The 14,476-nt window shown below is 73.9% G+C and carries 11 protein-coding genes; 4 read left to right on the top strand and 7 right to left on the bottom strand.

From position 1 onward, the window contains the following. Positions 1 to 115: 115 nt before the first annotated feature. Together AVL62_RS06700 and AVL62_RS06695 are read left to right on the top strand one after the other, a co-directional pair. Positions 116 to 1,009 (top strand): Bax inhibitor-1/YccA family membrane protein, encoded by an 894-nt coding sequence (locus AVL62_RS06700; RefSeq protein ID WP_058890864.1) that lies wholly within the window; start codon positions 116 to 118, stop codon positions 1,007 to 1,009. 14 nt (positions 1,010 to 1,023) lie between these two features. Further along, positions 1,024 to 1,350: a hypothetical protein gene (locus AVL62_RS06695; protein WP_201023218.1), complete on the top strand. Its 327-nt coding sequence runs from the start codon at positions 1,024 to 1,026 to the stop codon at positions 1,348 to 1,350. A gap of 21 nt (positions 1,351 to 1,371) precedes the next feature. Here the strand turns inward: AVL62_RS06695 and AVL62_RS06690 are convergent, their stop codons facing one another. The 5 genes from AVL62_RS06690 to AVL62_RS06670 form a co-directional block, all read right to left on the bottom strand. Then, complete coding sequence (locus AVL62_RS06690) at positions 1,372 to 2,337, bottom strand: DUF808 domain-containing protein (protein ID WP_058890863.1); 966 nt, start codon at positions 2,335 to 2,337, stop codon at positions 1,372 to 1,374. Between the two features lie 339 nt (positions 2,338 to 2,676). Continuing rightward, positions 2,677 to 3,900: an acetyl-CoA C-acetyltransferase gene (locus AVL62_RS06685; protein ID WP_058890862.1), complete on the bottom strand. Its 1,224-nt coding sequence runs from the start codon at positions 3,898 to 3,900 to the stop codon at positions 2,677 to 2,679. A 258-nt stretch (positions 3,901 to 4,158) separates the two neighbouring features. Then, on the bottom strand, positions 4,159 to 5,130 hold the full coding sequence (locus AVL62_RS06680) for an NAD-dependent epimerase/dehydratase family protein (protein WP_058890861.1): 972 nt from the start codon (positions 5,128 to 5,130) through the stop codon (positions 4,159 to 4,161). Next, on the bottom strand, positions 5,127 to 7,835 hold the full coding sequence (locus tag AVL62_RS06675) for an alpha/beta fold hydrolase (protein WP_083518757.1): 2,709 nt from the start codon (positions 7,833 to 7,835) through the stop codon (positions 5,127 to 5,129). The genes AVL62_RS06680 and AVL62_RS06675 overlap by 4 nt, the downstream gene beginning before the upstream one ends. Before the next feature lie 16 nt (positions 7,836 to 7,851). Next, positions 7,852 to 8,874 (bottom strand): 3-oxoacyl-ACP synthase III, encoded by a 1,023-nt coding sequence (locus AVL62_RS06670; protein ID WP_058890859.1) that lies wholly within the window; start codon positions 8,872 to 8,874, stop codon positions 7,852 to 7,854. A gap of 152 nt (positions 8,875 to 9,026) precedes the next feature. Between AVL62_RS06670 and AVL62_RS06665 the strand changes: the two genes are divergently transcribed. Together AVL62_RS06665 and AVL62_RS06660 are read left to right on the top strand one after the other, a co-directional pair. After that, a complete protein-coding gene (locus AVL62_RS06665) occupies positions 9,027 to 9,917 on the top strand; it encodes a hypothetical protein (protein ID WP_153011702.1) in 891 nt (296 codons plus the stop codon). Positions 9,918 to 10,112: 195 nt separating this feature from the next. Further along, positions 10,113 to 10,436, top strand: a complete 324-nt coding sequence (locus AVL62_RS06660; protein ID WP_153011701.1) for a hypothetical protein — start codon at positions 10,113 to 10,115, stop codon at positions 10,434 to 10,436. A gap of 10 nt (positions 10,437 to 10,446) precedes the next feature. On the opposite strand, the gene AVL62_RS06655 is transcribed toward AVL62_RS06660, so the two are convergent. Next, positions 10,447 to 13,140: a CDP-glycerol glycerophosphotransferase family protein gene (locus tag AVL62_RS06655; protein ID WP_058890856.1), complete on the bottom strand. Its 2,694-nt coding sequence runs from the start codon at positions 13,138 to 13,140 to the stop codon at positions 10,447 to 10,449. Next, a complete protein-coding gene (locus tag AVL62_RS06650; RefSeq protein WP_058890855.1) occupies positions 13,140 to 14,474 on the bottom strand; it encodes a Gfo/Idh/MocA family oxidoreductase in 1,335 nt (444 codons plus the stop codon). The genes AVL62_RS06655 and AVL62_RS06650 overlap by 1 nt, the downstream gene beginning before the upstream one ends. Positions 14,475 to 14,476 lie beyond the last annotated feature (2 nt).

Genomic DNA, 14,476 nt, shown 5'->3' with positions numbered 1-14,476 from the left:
ACGCGCACCAGGATCACCCCGTGGACCGGAATCCCCCGGTGGACTCGCACGTTTATCCTGGTGACACCAGACATCGGGGTCGCACGACCTCGGTGCCGACCAACTTGGAGGATCCATGGCCGTCAACCCGGTCTTCAACCGCATCGACAGGGAGGCCGCCCAGGGCGGGTATGCCGGTTTCGGCAGCCAGCAGGGTGGCTCCGCCCAGCAGGGCTACGCCCCGCCGCAGGGTCAGCCCACGTTCCCCGCCGGCTACCAGCCCGGCCCCAGCGAGAGCATGTCCGACCAGCAGCTGCGCGACCTCTACGACCAGCCGCCCGCCGGGCCGGCACAGACCGGCCGGCTCACGCTGGACGACGTGGTCGTCAAGTCGCTCATGCTCTTCGGCATCGTGGTCGCCGTGGCCGCCGCGACCTGGATGTACGTCGGACCCCGGCCCGAGATCGCGCTGCCGATCTGGCTGGTCGGGATGTTCGGCTCGCTCGGCCTGAGCTTCGCCATCGGCTTCAGCAAGAAGATCAACGTCGGTCTCATCGTGGTGCACGCCGTGCTGCAGGGGTTGTTCCTCGGCGCCGTCAGCGTGACCTTCAACGCCCTCTACGAGGGTGTCGTGACGACCGCCGTGGTCGCGACCCTGGCGACCTTCGCCGGCATGTTCATCGGCTGGAAGGCCGGCTTCATCAAGGTGACGAGCAAGTCGCGGCGCATCTTCGGCATGGTCGCCATGGGCTACATGGTGTTCCTGCTCGTCAACATCGGCGCCTCGTTCCTGGGCTTCGGTGACGGCTGGGGCATCTACGGCTCCCAGTTCGGCTGGCTCATCGCCCTCGCCGGTGTGGCCCTGGCGTCCTACAGCCTCGCCGTCGACTTCGACTCCATCGACCGCGCGGTCGGTGGCGGGGCCCCGGAGAAGTACTCCTGGCTGCTCGGCCACGGCCTCATCGCCAGCCTGGTCTGGCTCTACATCGAGTTCCTGCGGCTCTTCGCGATCCTGCAGAGCAGCGACTGAGCACCCCACGCGACGTGAGCGGTGTGCGGCCCGCCGGCAGCTCGTCTGCCGGCGGGCCGTCCGCTGTCGTCGACACGGAGACCGAGCGGGTCGTCCGCCGCTGGCAGCAGCTCCCCCTGGACCGGGCGGGCACGGCATACCCGGGGGTGCGTGAGGTGGTGCAGGCCCTCGCCGACGCGGTGGCCGACCGCACGGGCGAGGAGCGGGCGGGGGTGCCCGACCTCGGCCCGGGGGTGGTCGTGGACCAGCTGCGGGTCATGGTCTACGACTGGCGGCAGGCCGGCCTGCCCGAGGCCGACCTCGCGGGTCGGCTCACCGCCCTGCGCCGCAGCCTGCCCTGACCGAGGCTGCCGGTCGGCGGCTCAGTGCGCCTCGGCCCCGGCGTGGTCGTCGTGCTTCTTGCCGATCGGCAGCAGCGAGACGACCCCGACGAGGGCCAGGCCCACGGCGAGGCCGAGGACGGCCGAGAAGAAGGTGTTGGTCAACCAGGCGAGGACGCCGGCGATGGCGGGCACGAGGCCGGCGACGACCTCCTCGGCGTGGTGGACGAACTCGTAGATCGGGTGGAAGCCGAGGTCGTCCATGCCGACGAGCAGGATGTGCCCGCCCACCCACAGCATGGCCACGACGCCGACGATCGTCAGCGTGCGCAGCACGATCGGCATGGCGGCGACCAGGCCGCGGCCGAACCGCTGGGCGCCCTCGCCCTCGCGCTGGGCCAGGCCCAGCCCGATGTCGTCCATCTTGACGATGAGCGCGACCGCGCCGTAGATGAGCGCGGTGATCCCGAGCGCCACCACGACGAGGATGATCGCGCGGCTGAGCAGCGGCTCCTCGCTCACCTCGTTGAGCGCGATGACCATGATCTCGGCGGACAGGATGAAGTCGGTCCGGATCGCGCCGGAGGTGACCTTCTTCTCCGCCTCGGGGCCCCGCTCCACCGCCGGGGCGTCGTGGGACGCGTCGTGCCCGACGCCCAGCCACTCCAGCACCTTGTGCGCACCCTCGTAGGACAGGTAGCACCCGCCGAGCATGAGGATTGGGGTGAGCAGCCACGGCACGAAGATGCTGAGCAGCAGGATCGCCGGGACGATGAAGAGCAGCTTGTTGCGCAGCGAGCCGATGGCGATCGTCCTGATCATCGGCAGCTCGCGGCTGGGGTCCACGCCGGTGACGTAGCGCGGGGTCACCGCCGCGTCGTCGACGATGACGCCCGCGGCCTTGGCCCCGGCGCGACCGGCGGCGCCACCGATGTCGTCGACGGACGCGGCCGCGATGCGGGCGAGCGCCGCGATGTCGTCGAGCAGGGCAGCCAGACCAGCAGCCATGGGGTCACCTCAGGGGGGTGGGGAACGGACAGATCGGCGTCAGGGTACCGCTACGGCGGCGCTCAACGCCGCACGACGTGGACGTGCGCGCACGCCGCATACCCGCCCCCGACGTCGCATCCCTCGCCCCGACGCCGCCCGATCCGCGCCCCGACGCCGCCCGATCCGCGCCCCGACGTCGCCCGACCCGCGCCCCGACGTCGCCCGACCCGCGCCCCGACGTCGCCCGACCCGCGCCCCGACACAACCTGAGCAGAGAAAGATGCCTGACTCGAGGGTTGCAGCTACTGCCTGGGCGACCTTTCTCTGCTCAGGCGGCGAGGAGGTCGGGTCAGACCGTCAGGAGAGGCGCTCGAGGACCATCGCCATGCCCTGGCCACCGCCGACGCACATGGTCTCCAGGCCGAACTGGCCGTCGCGGGTCTGCAGGGCGTTGATGAGGGTGGTGGAGATGCGGGCGCCGGTCGAGCCGAAGGGGTGCCCGAGGGCGATGGCGCCGCCGTGGACGTTGAGCCTGTCCTCGTCCATGCCGAGGGCGTCGGCCGAGCCGAGCACCTGGACCGCGAAGGCCTCGTTGATCTCGTAGAGGTCCATGTCCGAGATGCTCATGCCAGCCCGCGCCAGCGCCTGCCGCGAGGCCTCGACCGGGCCCAGCCCCATGATCTCGGGGGACAGGGCCGACACCCCGGTGGAGACGACCCGGGCCAGCGGCGTCAGCCCGAGCTCGGCGGCGCGGGTGTCGCTCATGACGACCAGCGCCGCGGCCCCGTCGTTGAGCGGGCAGCAGTTGCCCGCGGTGACGGTGCCGCCCTCGCGGAAGACCGGCTGCAGCTGGCTGACCTTCTCCAGGGTCACCCCGGGGCGCGGCCCGTCGTCGGTGCTGACGACGGTGCCGTCGGCCAGGGTGACCGGGGCGATCTCGCGGGCGAAGACGCCGTCAGCGATGGCCTGCTCGGCGCGGTTCTGGCTGCGCACCCCCCACTCGTCCTGGCGCTCGCGAGCGATGCCGAGGGAGGTGGCGACGTTCTCGGCGGTCTGGCCCATGGCGATGTAGGCGTCCGGCAGCAGGCCGTCCTCGCGCGGGTCGGTCCAGGTGTCGTTGGAGGCGGCCATCGCCTCGGTGCGCGCCACCGCGTCCGCGAACAGCGGGTTGCGCCAGGACTCCTTGCCGCCCCCCGCGCCGGAGAAGTCGGCATACCGGGAGACGCACTCCACCCCGGCGCTGACGAAGACGTCGCCCTCGCCGGCCTTGATGGCGTGCATCGCCTGGCGGGTCGTCTGCACCGAGCTGGCGCAGAAGCGGTTCACCGTGGAGCCGGGCACCGTGTCGAGCCCGAGCAGCACACTCACGACCCGGGCCATGTTGAAGCCGTGCTCGCCCCACGGCTCGGCGCACCCGAGGTAGAGGTCGTCCACCGTCGTCGGGTCGAGCCCGGGCACCTGCTCCAGGGCCGCGCGGATCACCCCCGCGGCCAGGTCGTCGGGCCGCACGGTGGTCAGCGACCCCTTGAACGCGCGGCCGATGGGGGTGCGGGCGGCGGCGACGATGACGGCCTCGGCCATGGTGTCCTCCTTGACGTGAGCGGTATGCCGTGAGTCTAGGTGAGCGCTGCGGCGCCGTCGGGGGAGAGGTGCGGGCCGAGACGCTGCCGGAGCCGCGCACGTCCCACCGAGCGCCGTGAGTGGTTGCCGTCGAGTGCACCGGTCGTGCCCCGATCACGGCCGACGGGGCGACAGGACCGCTGCAGCCGCGTGCTGCTCAGAGGCGGGTGAGGCCCTCGTCGATGGTCACGGACGGCTGCCGCTGCAGCCGCGCGCTGCTCAGAGGCGGGTGAGGCCCTCGTCGATGGTCACGGACGGCCGCCAGCCCAGGACGTCCCGGGTGTGCCGCTGGTCGAACCAGTGCGCCGTGGACAGCTGCTCGGCCAGGAAGCGGGTCATCGGCGGCTGGGTGATGGTCGGCAGGCCGGGGACCCGCTCGGACAGCGCCGTCGCCCCCTCCACGGCGGCCCCCAGCCCCCAGGCGAGCGGCGTGGGCAGGTGCAGGCGCGGGGCGGGGGCTCCCACCGCCCGGCAGATGTCGCCGACCAGCTCGCCGATGGGGCGCGGCTCGCCGTTGGTCACCACGAGGGCCCGGCCGTGCGCGACCTCGATGCGCTCCAGGGCGGCGACCAGCGCCGCGGCGGCGTTGTCGACGTAGGTGGTGTCCACCAGCGCCGTGCCCGCGCCCACCAGCGCCAGCCGTCCCTGGCGGGCGCGCTCGGCGATGCGGCCGACGAGCTGGGTGTCGCCGGGTCCCCACACGAGGTGCGGGCGGACCGCCGTGGTCCGCAGCTCCTCGGAGTCGGCCTCGAGCGCGAACAGCTCGGCGGCGGCCTTGGTGCGGGCGTAGTGGCCGCGCGCCCGCATCGGCGTGGCCGGCCCCGCCCCGGCCCCGGCGAGGGACCGGCCGGTGTGGGCCACCGAGGGCGAGCTGACCTGCACCAGCCGGCCGCCCCCCTGGGCCCGCAGGGCCTCGATGACCCGGCGGGTCCCCCGCACGTTGATGTCCACGAAGTCGCGCCACGGACCGACCACGTCGACCTTGGCGGCCAGGTGCACCACCGCGTCCTGGCCGGTCACCGCGCGGTGCACGGCGTCGGCGTCGCGGATGTCGCCCAGCAGCTCGCGGTGCCGCCCGCCGGACGGCCGGCGCTGCATGACGGTCACGTCCCATCCGCGGTCGGCGAGCAGGTCGGCCACGGCACCCCCGAGCATGCCGCTCGCCCCGGTGACGAGCACCCGCCCGCTCATCGGCGGCTCCTCGTGCGGGGCGCCCCGCCGCGGTGGCGCTGCCGACCGCCGTGCAGGACGGCCTCGGCCCACCGCGCCAGGGCGGTGCGGTCCACCTTGCTGGCATGCCGGACGTCCACCGGGAGCCAGTCCCGGACGAGCACGGCGGCCACCGGCACCCCGGCCGCGGCCCGCACCCGGGCGGCCAGCTCCGGCGCCGCCAGGGCGCGGCTCCGCCGGGGCGCACCGGTCGCGCGAGCCAGCGCACCGCCCCTGCGGGTGGGCACGAGCACCAGGACCACGAGCTGGGTCCCGACGGGGCCCACGCCCACCGCGGCCACGTCGGCGATCCCGTCCAGCCCCCGCACGCGGTCCTCGACCGGGTAGGGCGTCACCGGCCCGGCCGCCGTCGTGACGACGTGCGCCAGCCGGCCCTCGACCCAGAGCCGGCCCTGGTCGTCCAGCCGCCCCACGTCACCGGTCCGGTGCCAGCCCGCGGGACGGGCGCTGCGCCGCTGCGCGCCCCAGCGTCGGTCGTAGCGGTCCTTGACGTGCGGGCCCCGCACCACGATCTCCCCGACCGCCCCGGGGGAGGTCTGCAGGTCCTCGGCCGGCGTCCCCAGGGGGTCCAGGGTCGCGACACCGACCTCCACGCCCGGCACCGGGCGCCCGACGCAGACCCCGGCCCCCGGCTCCTCGCCGACCGGGCCCCCGCCCGAGGAGGTCGGGTCGTGGGTGGCGACCGGGAGCGCCTCGGTCATGCCGTAGGGCGTCTGCGTCTGCGCGCCGGGGAGGACGGCGCGCACCTCGTGCAGCAGCGCGGCCGGCACCGGGGCACCCGCGGAGAGCACCAGCCTCGGGCCGGCGAGGACCTCGCGCTGGTGGGCGGTGAGCGACCCGGCGGTCGCGACGACGTTGCGCAGCGCCGCGGGCGCGGCGAAGACCATGGTCGCCCCGACCGCCTCGACGGCCTGCGCAAGCGCCTCGGCGGTGAGGGTGTGCGGGGCGGTGACGTCCATGTCCGGCACGGCGCTGGTCAGGCCGAGCGCCGGGCCGTAGAGCGCGAACGGGGCGAAGGCCGCCACGAAGCGCTCGCCGGGCCCGAAGCCGAAGGTGTCGCGCAGCAGCGCCACCTGGGCGCCGAGGCCGCGCCGGGTGTAGACCACGCCCTTGGGTGGACCGGTGGCGCCGGAGGTGAACAGGACCGCGCCGTCGGCGTCCTCGTCCAGACCCTCCGGCAGCGGGGCGTCCTGGCGGAGCCCCTCGGCGGCCAGGTCGGCCAGCGTCGACCCGGAGCGGTCCACCCGGATCCGCCGACCGGGCACCCGGGTCAGCGCGGTGAGCGCGAGGGCCGGGGCGATCCCGATGACGTGCCGGGGGCCGGCTCCCCGCAGCGCCGCGCCCAGCCGGCCCAGACCGAGACCGGCGTCGGCGATGACGACGACGGCGCCGAGGCGCCACACGGCATACACGATGGTGGTCAGGTCGATCCCGGGCGGGACGAGCACGGCCACCCGGTCACCCGGCCGCACGCCGCGGGCGGCGAGACCGCGGGCGAGGGCCTCCACCCGACCGCCCAGCTCGCCGAAGCTGACCCGCCGCTCCCGGGAGGCCCCGAGCTCCACGACCGCCGTCTCGTCCGGGCGGCTGACGTCCACGGCCACCGGGACGGTCGCCACGTGGTGCACGCGCTCCGCCGCCGGTGCGGGCCCGCCCTGCCCCTCCGGGGCGCTCGCCTCGCCCGGGACGCGCTGCTGCACCCAGTCCCAGACGACCCCGACCGCCTCGGGGCTGTCCTCCAGCACCAGGTGGGAGGCGGCGGGGCAGACGTGGACGTCAGCCTGCGGGAGGCGACCCAGCAGGTCCTCGAGGTAGCGCTGGGAGAACACCGGGTCGCGGGGGCCCCAGACGAGCAGGGCGGGCACGTCGAGCCCGCGGACGCCCTCGGCGATCTGGTCGAGGGCGGGTCGGCTGGGGTGGTGCTCCTCGAAGGGTATGTCGCGCACGAAGTCCGCGACGGCGTCCCGGCGGTGGGCGCTCGCGTAGGGCGCCGCGAAGGCGTCCCGGACCCCGCGGGGCAGCGCGGGCCGGGACAGTGCGGTGGTCGCCCGCACGAAGGCCGGCGTCGTGCGGCACACGCGCGCGAGCAGCATCGGGGCCCGGGCGAGCCGGATGACCGCCGGCGCGGCGTGCTCGACCGGTTGGTGGACGGCGGTGTTGGTGAGCACCACCGCGGCCAGCAGCTCGCGGTGCGCCAGCGCCCAGCCCAGGGCGACCGGGCCGCCCCAGTCGTGCGCGAGGGCGACGACGGGCCCCTCCAGCCCGAGGACGTCGGTGAGGCCGGCGAGGTCGTCCACCCGCTGGGCCAGCGTCCGGGGGCGCCCCGGTCGCTCGGACCAGCCCATCCCGAGCTGGTCGACCGCCACCACCCGCCACCCGGGGGGCGCCTGCTCGAGCACGCGGCGCCAGAGGTAGGACCAGGTGGGGTTGCCGTGCACCGCGAGCACGGTGCCGCGCACCGGGACGCCGGCCGCCTCCAGCCGGGGGCCGTTGTCGAGCAGGTGCCAGCGACGTGTCAGCCCGTCGGCGTCGGCGGCGAGGACCACCCGGGACCAGGCGCGGTCCAGGCCCGGGAAGCTGCTCGGCGGCAGCCCCACCTCTTCGTGCGCCGACCGGCGCGCGGGGTCGTGGACGGACTGGCGGGGGGTGGGGGCAGGGGCGGGCACAGCGGTGTCGCTCAGCTCACCAGTCGAGCTCGAGACAGGTCATGTTGAGCCCGGAGCCGATCCCCATCATGAGGACGCGGTCGCCGCGCTCCAGCGAGCCGGTCTCCTTCGCGAGGGTGATCGCCACCGCGGCCGGGCCGACGTTGCCGTAGGTCGGGAAGGTCAGCGGGATGCGGGACTGGTCCAGACCCAGCGACTCCGCCGTCTTGCTCGTGTGCACCTGGGAGACCTGGTGGACGATGTAGCGGTCCATGTCGCTCCAGTCGAACTCCTGCGCGGCGTCCGCCCAGAGCTCCTTGGCCAGCCCCATGCCGGCCACGAGCAGGCCCTGCGCGTCGGTCCGCATCTCGGTGAAGTCCCCGATGCACAGCTCGTGGTGCTCGGTGGCCGCCCGGGTCACGCCGCCGACCACGCGGTGGCCCTCGGGGTGCTCGCTGGCCCGTCCGAGCAGCATCGCGGCCGCGCCCGAGCCCAGCGTGAGGGTGGCGAACTGGCTGACGATGTCCTGCGCCGTGGCGTCCTCGCCGGAGAGCCGCTCCAGGGTGCGCTCCTGCGGGGTGCGCGACCCCTCGCCGCACACGACGAGGGCGTAGTCGATCTGGCCGGCGTCGATCATCGTGGCAGCGAGCTGCATACCGTTGACGAAGCCGAGGCAGGCGTTGGTGAGGTCGAAGTTCAGGCAGGCCGTGGGGAGCCCGAGCGCCTGGTGGATCGACACGGCGATCGAGGGCTCGAGGTGCTCCCGGCTGACGGAGGTGTTGATGAGCAGACCGACCCGGCCGGCGTCGACCCCCGCCTCGGCGAGCGCCTCCTGCGCGGCCTGCACGGCGCCGTCGACGAAGGTCTGGTCCTCACGCCACCACCGTCGTTCGGAGATCCCGGCCAGCTTGGCCAGCATGCCCGGGCGCAGCCCGTTGCGGGTGTAGGAGTCGCCGATCACCTCGTCGAACTCGGCCGAGGTCTTGACGACCGGGGCGTCGACAGCGGTGACGGACAGCACGGCGGTGTCGCGGTGCCGGAAGGTGGCGTTGCCGGTCACGTGGTGGTTCCTGCGTTCTGCTGGAGGGAAGGTGTCAGACGACCCATTCGACCACAGCACCGCAGGCTGGGCAGAACCGACAGGTGCGTTGTGCCACGATGGTTGCACCACGACGGCCGTCGGGCCGGCACCGCAGGGAAGGGCACACAGACATGAGCACCACGAGGATGCGCCTCGGCGCGGTCGTCAGCGCAGGGATCCTGGGCCTTGGGCTCACCGGGTGCGGCGGGGACTCCGACGGGGGCGGCGCGGAGCCCACCGAGGCCGCGACCCAGGAGAGCGAGAGCACGCAGGCCGACGAGGAGCAGGCCACCGACGAGGACACCGCGCAGGCGTCCGAGGAGGAGGACTCCGGTGGCGCGGCCGCCGAGGGCGAGGAGATCCCGGTCGAGGAGTTCCTGGCGATGCTGCAGGAGCCCGGGGAGGAGACGCTGTCCAGCTACACGCTCACCATGGACATGCAGGCCGACGGGCAGAGCATCCAGGCCGACGGCGCGGTGGACCTCAGCGGGGACGAGGCCGCCATGCAGATGATGATGACGATGCCGGAGATGGGGGAGCTGGAGATGATCACCACCGACGGCCAGCTCTACCTCGCCATGCCGGGCGTCACCCCGGAGGGGATGTACATGCAGGCCGGCGAGGACGTCCTCGGCCAGGCCGCGGCGATGGAGGACATCGACGTCTCCACCCAGTGGGAGGCGTGGGAGGAGGGCGCCCAGCAGGTCGTCTTCCTCGGCGACGAGGACGTCGACGGCACCGAGATGGGTCACTACCAGGTCACCGTCGACCCGCAGGCGATCGCGGAGGCCGGCGGCGAGGACGCGGCGGCGATGACCCAGGCGGTCGGCGACGAGCTGGTCACCTACGACGTCTGGCTGGACGACGACAACCTCATGCGTCAGCTGAGCTTCGAGCTCGAGGGCATGACCGCGGAGATGATGATGGACAACTGGGGCGAGCCGCAGGAGATCGAGGCTCCCGCGTCCGACCAGGTGATGGACATGGAGGACCTCGGCACCACGCCGGGCAGCGACGGCTGATCTCGCACCGCACGACGGGCCGCTCCCACCGGGGGGCGGCCCGTCGGCCTGTGCGGGGGCGTCCGCGCGACGGGCCGGGGACGCGCGCGTGAACGTGCCGTGAACCCTTGCCGATCGGGGCCGATCTGGCGCTCGGGGCCTCGTCCGCCGGGGCAGACTGACCGTGTCGGCACGTCGAGACGGAAAGGAACGGTCATGACCACTGGGTGGGTTCCCGTGCGGGTCGTCCGCTGGCCCGCGCAGCAGGAGGACCGTGCGTGGTGCGCCCAGCGGTCCCTGCCCTGCCTCCTGCTCGTCGCCGGGAGAGCGCCGCTGCCGCAGCCGGGGCCGACGGAGACCGTCCTGCCCGACAGCGCGGGCGAGGAGGCGGTGGCCGCGGCGGTGGACGAGCTGGCCTGGCGACCGACGCAGCGCCTGCGCGCCGACCGCCGCGCGGCGCCGGAACGGGGTCCGCGCGCGGCCCGGCGACCGGTCCGACGACCCCGCTCGCTCGTGGGGACGCTCGCGGCCCTGCTCTGAGCCGGGGCCGTCAGCCCTGGGCGAAGAGACGCCGCACGACCCGCTCGGCGCTGTGCCCGTCGTCGAGGTGGTTGAACCGCTCGACCCAGGAGTCGTAGCGCCGGGCGTAGCGGTCGGTGTCGTCCATCGCCCGGATGGCCTCGACCACGGCGTCCTGCGTGCTCACCACCGGGCCGGGGGCCTGCTCGGCGAGGTCGAAGTAGACCCCGCGCACGTCGTCGCGGTACTCGTCCAGGTCGGGCACGTAGAAGATCATGGGCCTGCGGGTGACCGAGTAGTCGAACATCACCGAGGAGTAGTCGGTGATCATCGCGTCGGCGGCGAGGAAGAGCTCGGTGATGCTGGGGTAGGTGGTGACGTCGACGACGCCGGGCAGCTCGACGCTGCGACCGTGCCCGACGGTCCGGGAGTGGCCGCGCAGCAGCACGACGTAGTCGTCACCGAGCCGGGAGGTGAGCCGCTCCAGGTCGAGGAAGAGCACCATGCCGGCCGCGTTGTCACGCCAGGTCGGTGCGTAGAGGACCGCCTTCTGGTCCGGGCGGATGCCCAGCCGCTCGCGGACGTGCTCCCCCGACCCGTCGACGAGCGCGTCGTTGCGCGGGTAGCCCTCCTCGTAGAAGGTGCCCTCCCAGGCGTAGGCGCTGCGGAAGATCTGCGTGCTGTGGTGGTTCTGGCTGAGCAGGACGTCCCACTTGGCCCGCTCCACCAGGAGCGCGGCCCGGGTGGAGGCGCCCGCGGTCGGCCGGTCGAGGCCGATCCGCTTGAACATGGAGCCGTGCCAGGTCTGCAGGACCGTCTGGAACGGCTGCGGGACGAACCGGCTGCGCAGCCAGTCGTTGACGACGACGTAGCGCGACCTCGCCCGTGCGTCGAACCACGCCTGCGTGCCCTCCACCACTGCGACCGCGCCCTCGGGCACGGGCACCGACAGGTCGGTGACGCCCCAGTAGCGCACCCAGTCCGGGTGCTCCCGCGCGATCACCGCGTCGATCGCGAACGGGTTGCAGGTGGCGAGCCGGCCGTAGAACGACTCCAGGTAGACCGACTGCTGCGGCTCGTGGGGACCGCGCAGGTATGCCGCGTCCATGCGCCGCTGGTGGAACGAGCCGAGCTCGTCGGGAGCGCGGGTCAACCCCACCCGCAGCCGCAGGGAGCGACCGCGGCCCGTCTCCCAGCGCAGGCGGGCCTCGGTGAGGTCCAGCTTCTCCGGGGTCCGTGCGACCAGGGACGGGGACGCCATGACCCGCACCGTCCCCCCGGTGGGGTCCACCGCGCGCAGCACGTAGCTGCCCGTGCGGGGCAGCTGCGCGGGCCCGCCCCACTGGCCCTGGCGCAGGTCGGCCCAGGCCGACCAGGTGCCGTCGGGCCGGAGGTCGAGGTGCGCGGCCAGCGTCTGCCGGCGACCGACCAGGCTGAGCGACAGCTGGTCCCCCGGCCCGCCCCAGGTCCCGTGGAAGAGCAGCCGGGGACCCGGGCCGGTGTCCAGCCTCGCGTCGGTCACCACGAGCTGGGAGACGGTCTCCCCGACGAGCAGGCTGCCGCCGTCGCCGGAGTAGGCCAGCAGTCCGGAGCCGGGGTCCTGCACGGGGTCGGACTGGTCCAGCGGCGTGGCGGCCACGTGCTCGGCGCCCTGCTCGTCGACGACGACGAGCCGGTAGGTCTGCGCGACCCGGCGCTGCCCCTCGTGCTCGTCCCCCTGCGGCGCCGGGGGCGTCAGGGCCGACTGCTCCGCGGACACCTCCTCCAGGCCCTCGTCCGCACCGGTCTCCTGGGTGCCCTGTGCCGCGGTCTCGTCGGTGTCCGACCCCAGGAGGTCGCTCTCCAGCCACGTCGTGGTCCACGTCTCGGGCACCTGCGCGCGGACCCGGACGGCGCCCGGGGCGCCGTCGACCGGCTCGACCGTCATGGGGCGACGGGCATCGCGCGACACCAGCTCCGCCCGGGCCGCGCGGACTCCTCGCAGCTCGACCCGGGCCCGTACCTCCCTGCCCACGACCTCCACCTCGTCGGCGGTCGCGACCGGCAGGCGGCGCTCGACCGACAGCCCGCGGCGCCGGACCCAGCGCGGGACGAGCTGGACCCCGTCGGGGAAGGTGCGCACGCCGAGCACCCGGGCGGACCCCGAGCGGTGACGCGTCTTCAGCGTGCCGGAGGAGGACCTGCCGTCCGCTCCCGTGACCCGCAGGTGCACCCGCCAGGGTCGGGGGTCGGTGCCGGCCAGGAGGGGCGCGAGGTCGAACCGCGCGACGAAGGCCGTGTTGGCGTAGTCGAACTCGGCGCGGCGGGCCAGGCCGTTGATCTCCATCTCGGTGACCGGCTCCACCCGGGCCCGGACCGTCGTCGAGGAACCCCGCCGCAGCTCGACCTCGACGCGCGGGGGCCGCTCGTGCCCGTAGCCGCGCTCGTAGGCCCACCCGGTGAGCTCGTAGGTCGTGCCGTCGAGCCAGCGTGCCGACCAGAGGGTCGCCACCCAGCCGACCTGTCGGTCGGTGACCGTGTTGAGGGCGGTGCGGGCGGTCTGCCGGCCCAGCACGTAGGCCCGCTGGAGCACGGCGTGGTCCGAGCTGCGCGCGGCCACGAGCCCGCGGCGCAGCACCCGTCGCGCCCGCCGGGTGAGGTGGAAGCGGGCGTCGCGGACGGCGGACCGCACCAGCGCGCCGCCCGGCACCGAGGAGGGGCGCTGCGGCGGCGGGGCGGAGGTCATCAGACGATCACCCGGGCGTCCGCCCGCCCCCGCTCGATGATGTCGGCGATCGCGACGGACTCGGCGGCCCGCAGCTTGTAGGACTCGGCCGTCTCGTTGCGGATGAGCCAGGCGAACTCCGCGAGCTCGTAGCGCAGGCCGTCCCCGTCGAACTTGTAGTAGTACTTCTTGTTCTCCCGGCTGTCCTCGAAGCGGGCCTCGAAGTACTCCGTCTTCCACCAGGGTGCGGGGACGTAGAGGTAGCCGGCGCTGCCCGCCACCACGAGGTCACCCTCGGCCTTGACCCCCAGGCCCGTCCGCGCGGTGGCCTCCCCGTGCCGGAAGGTCAGGTCGATCTTGGAGTAGACCTCGACGGCCGAGCCCTCCGGGCGCAGCGACGTGGTCCGGACGTCGATGACCTCCGTGCCCAGCAGCTTGACCACCGCCACCAGGGGGTAGCTGGCGAGCTCGGAGATGCTGCCGCCGGCCGGGGCCTGCAGCTCACGCCCCTCGTTGACCAGCTTGGTGAAGGTGGCGTCGACCGAGCGGACCTGGCCGATGGCCCCGCTGCGGGCCAGGGCCACCATCCGCTGGAAGCCGGGCGCGAAGGCCGTCTTGATCGCCTCCACCAGCACCAGCCCACGCTCGCGCGCCCGTGCGAAGAGCTCCTCGGTGTCCGCCCGTGACAGGGTCATCGGCTTCTCGCAGAGGACGTGGACCCCCGCGTCGAGCGCGCGCCGGGTGAGGTCGGCGTGCGTGTCGTGCGGGGTGGCGACGTACACCGCGTCCACCGCCTCGAGCAGGGCGTCGTAGTCCTCGAAGGCCTGGTTCAGCTCGTGCTGGGCGGCGAACGCCTCGGCCGCGCTGTGGGTGCGGTTGTGCACGCCCTCGACACTGATCCCGCTGACGAAGCGCGCCTCCTGCACGAAGCGGTGGGCGATGCGGCCGGCCCCCACGACCCCGAGCTTGATGACGCCGGCCTCGTTGCGCAGCTGCGTGCTCGACACGCCCTTGGTCCGCTCGAGGTAGACGACGTCGCAGTAGTCGTTGAGGTAGTCGAAGCGGCCGAGCCAGTCGGACCCGATGGCGAAGACGTCCACCTGGTGCTTCTGGATGTCCTGGACCTTCTGGCCCTCGTACTCCTCGATGATGATCTTGTCCGCGAGCCCGCTGTCCTCGACGTTCTTGATGCGCGTCATCAGGCTCTGCTGGACGTTGAGCTTGCCGCGGGCGTCGTCGTAGTTCTCCGTGGTCACGCCGACGATGAGGTAGTCGCCGAGCGCCTTGGCGCGCTCCAGGAGCCGCCGGTGACCCTCGTGGAACAGGTCGTAGGTGCCGTAGGTGATGACGCGCACTC

Origin of the sequence: Serinicoccus chungangensis (assembly GCF_001483745.1) — a bacterium.
Lineage (GTDB): Bacteria > Actinomycetota > Actinomycetes > Actinomycetales > Dermatophilaceae > Ornithinicoccus > Ornithinicoccus chungangensis_A.
Note: the sequence above shows the minus strand (reverse complement) of the source record. Positions and strands in the feature narration are given on the sequence as shown.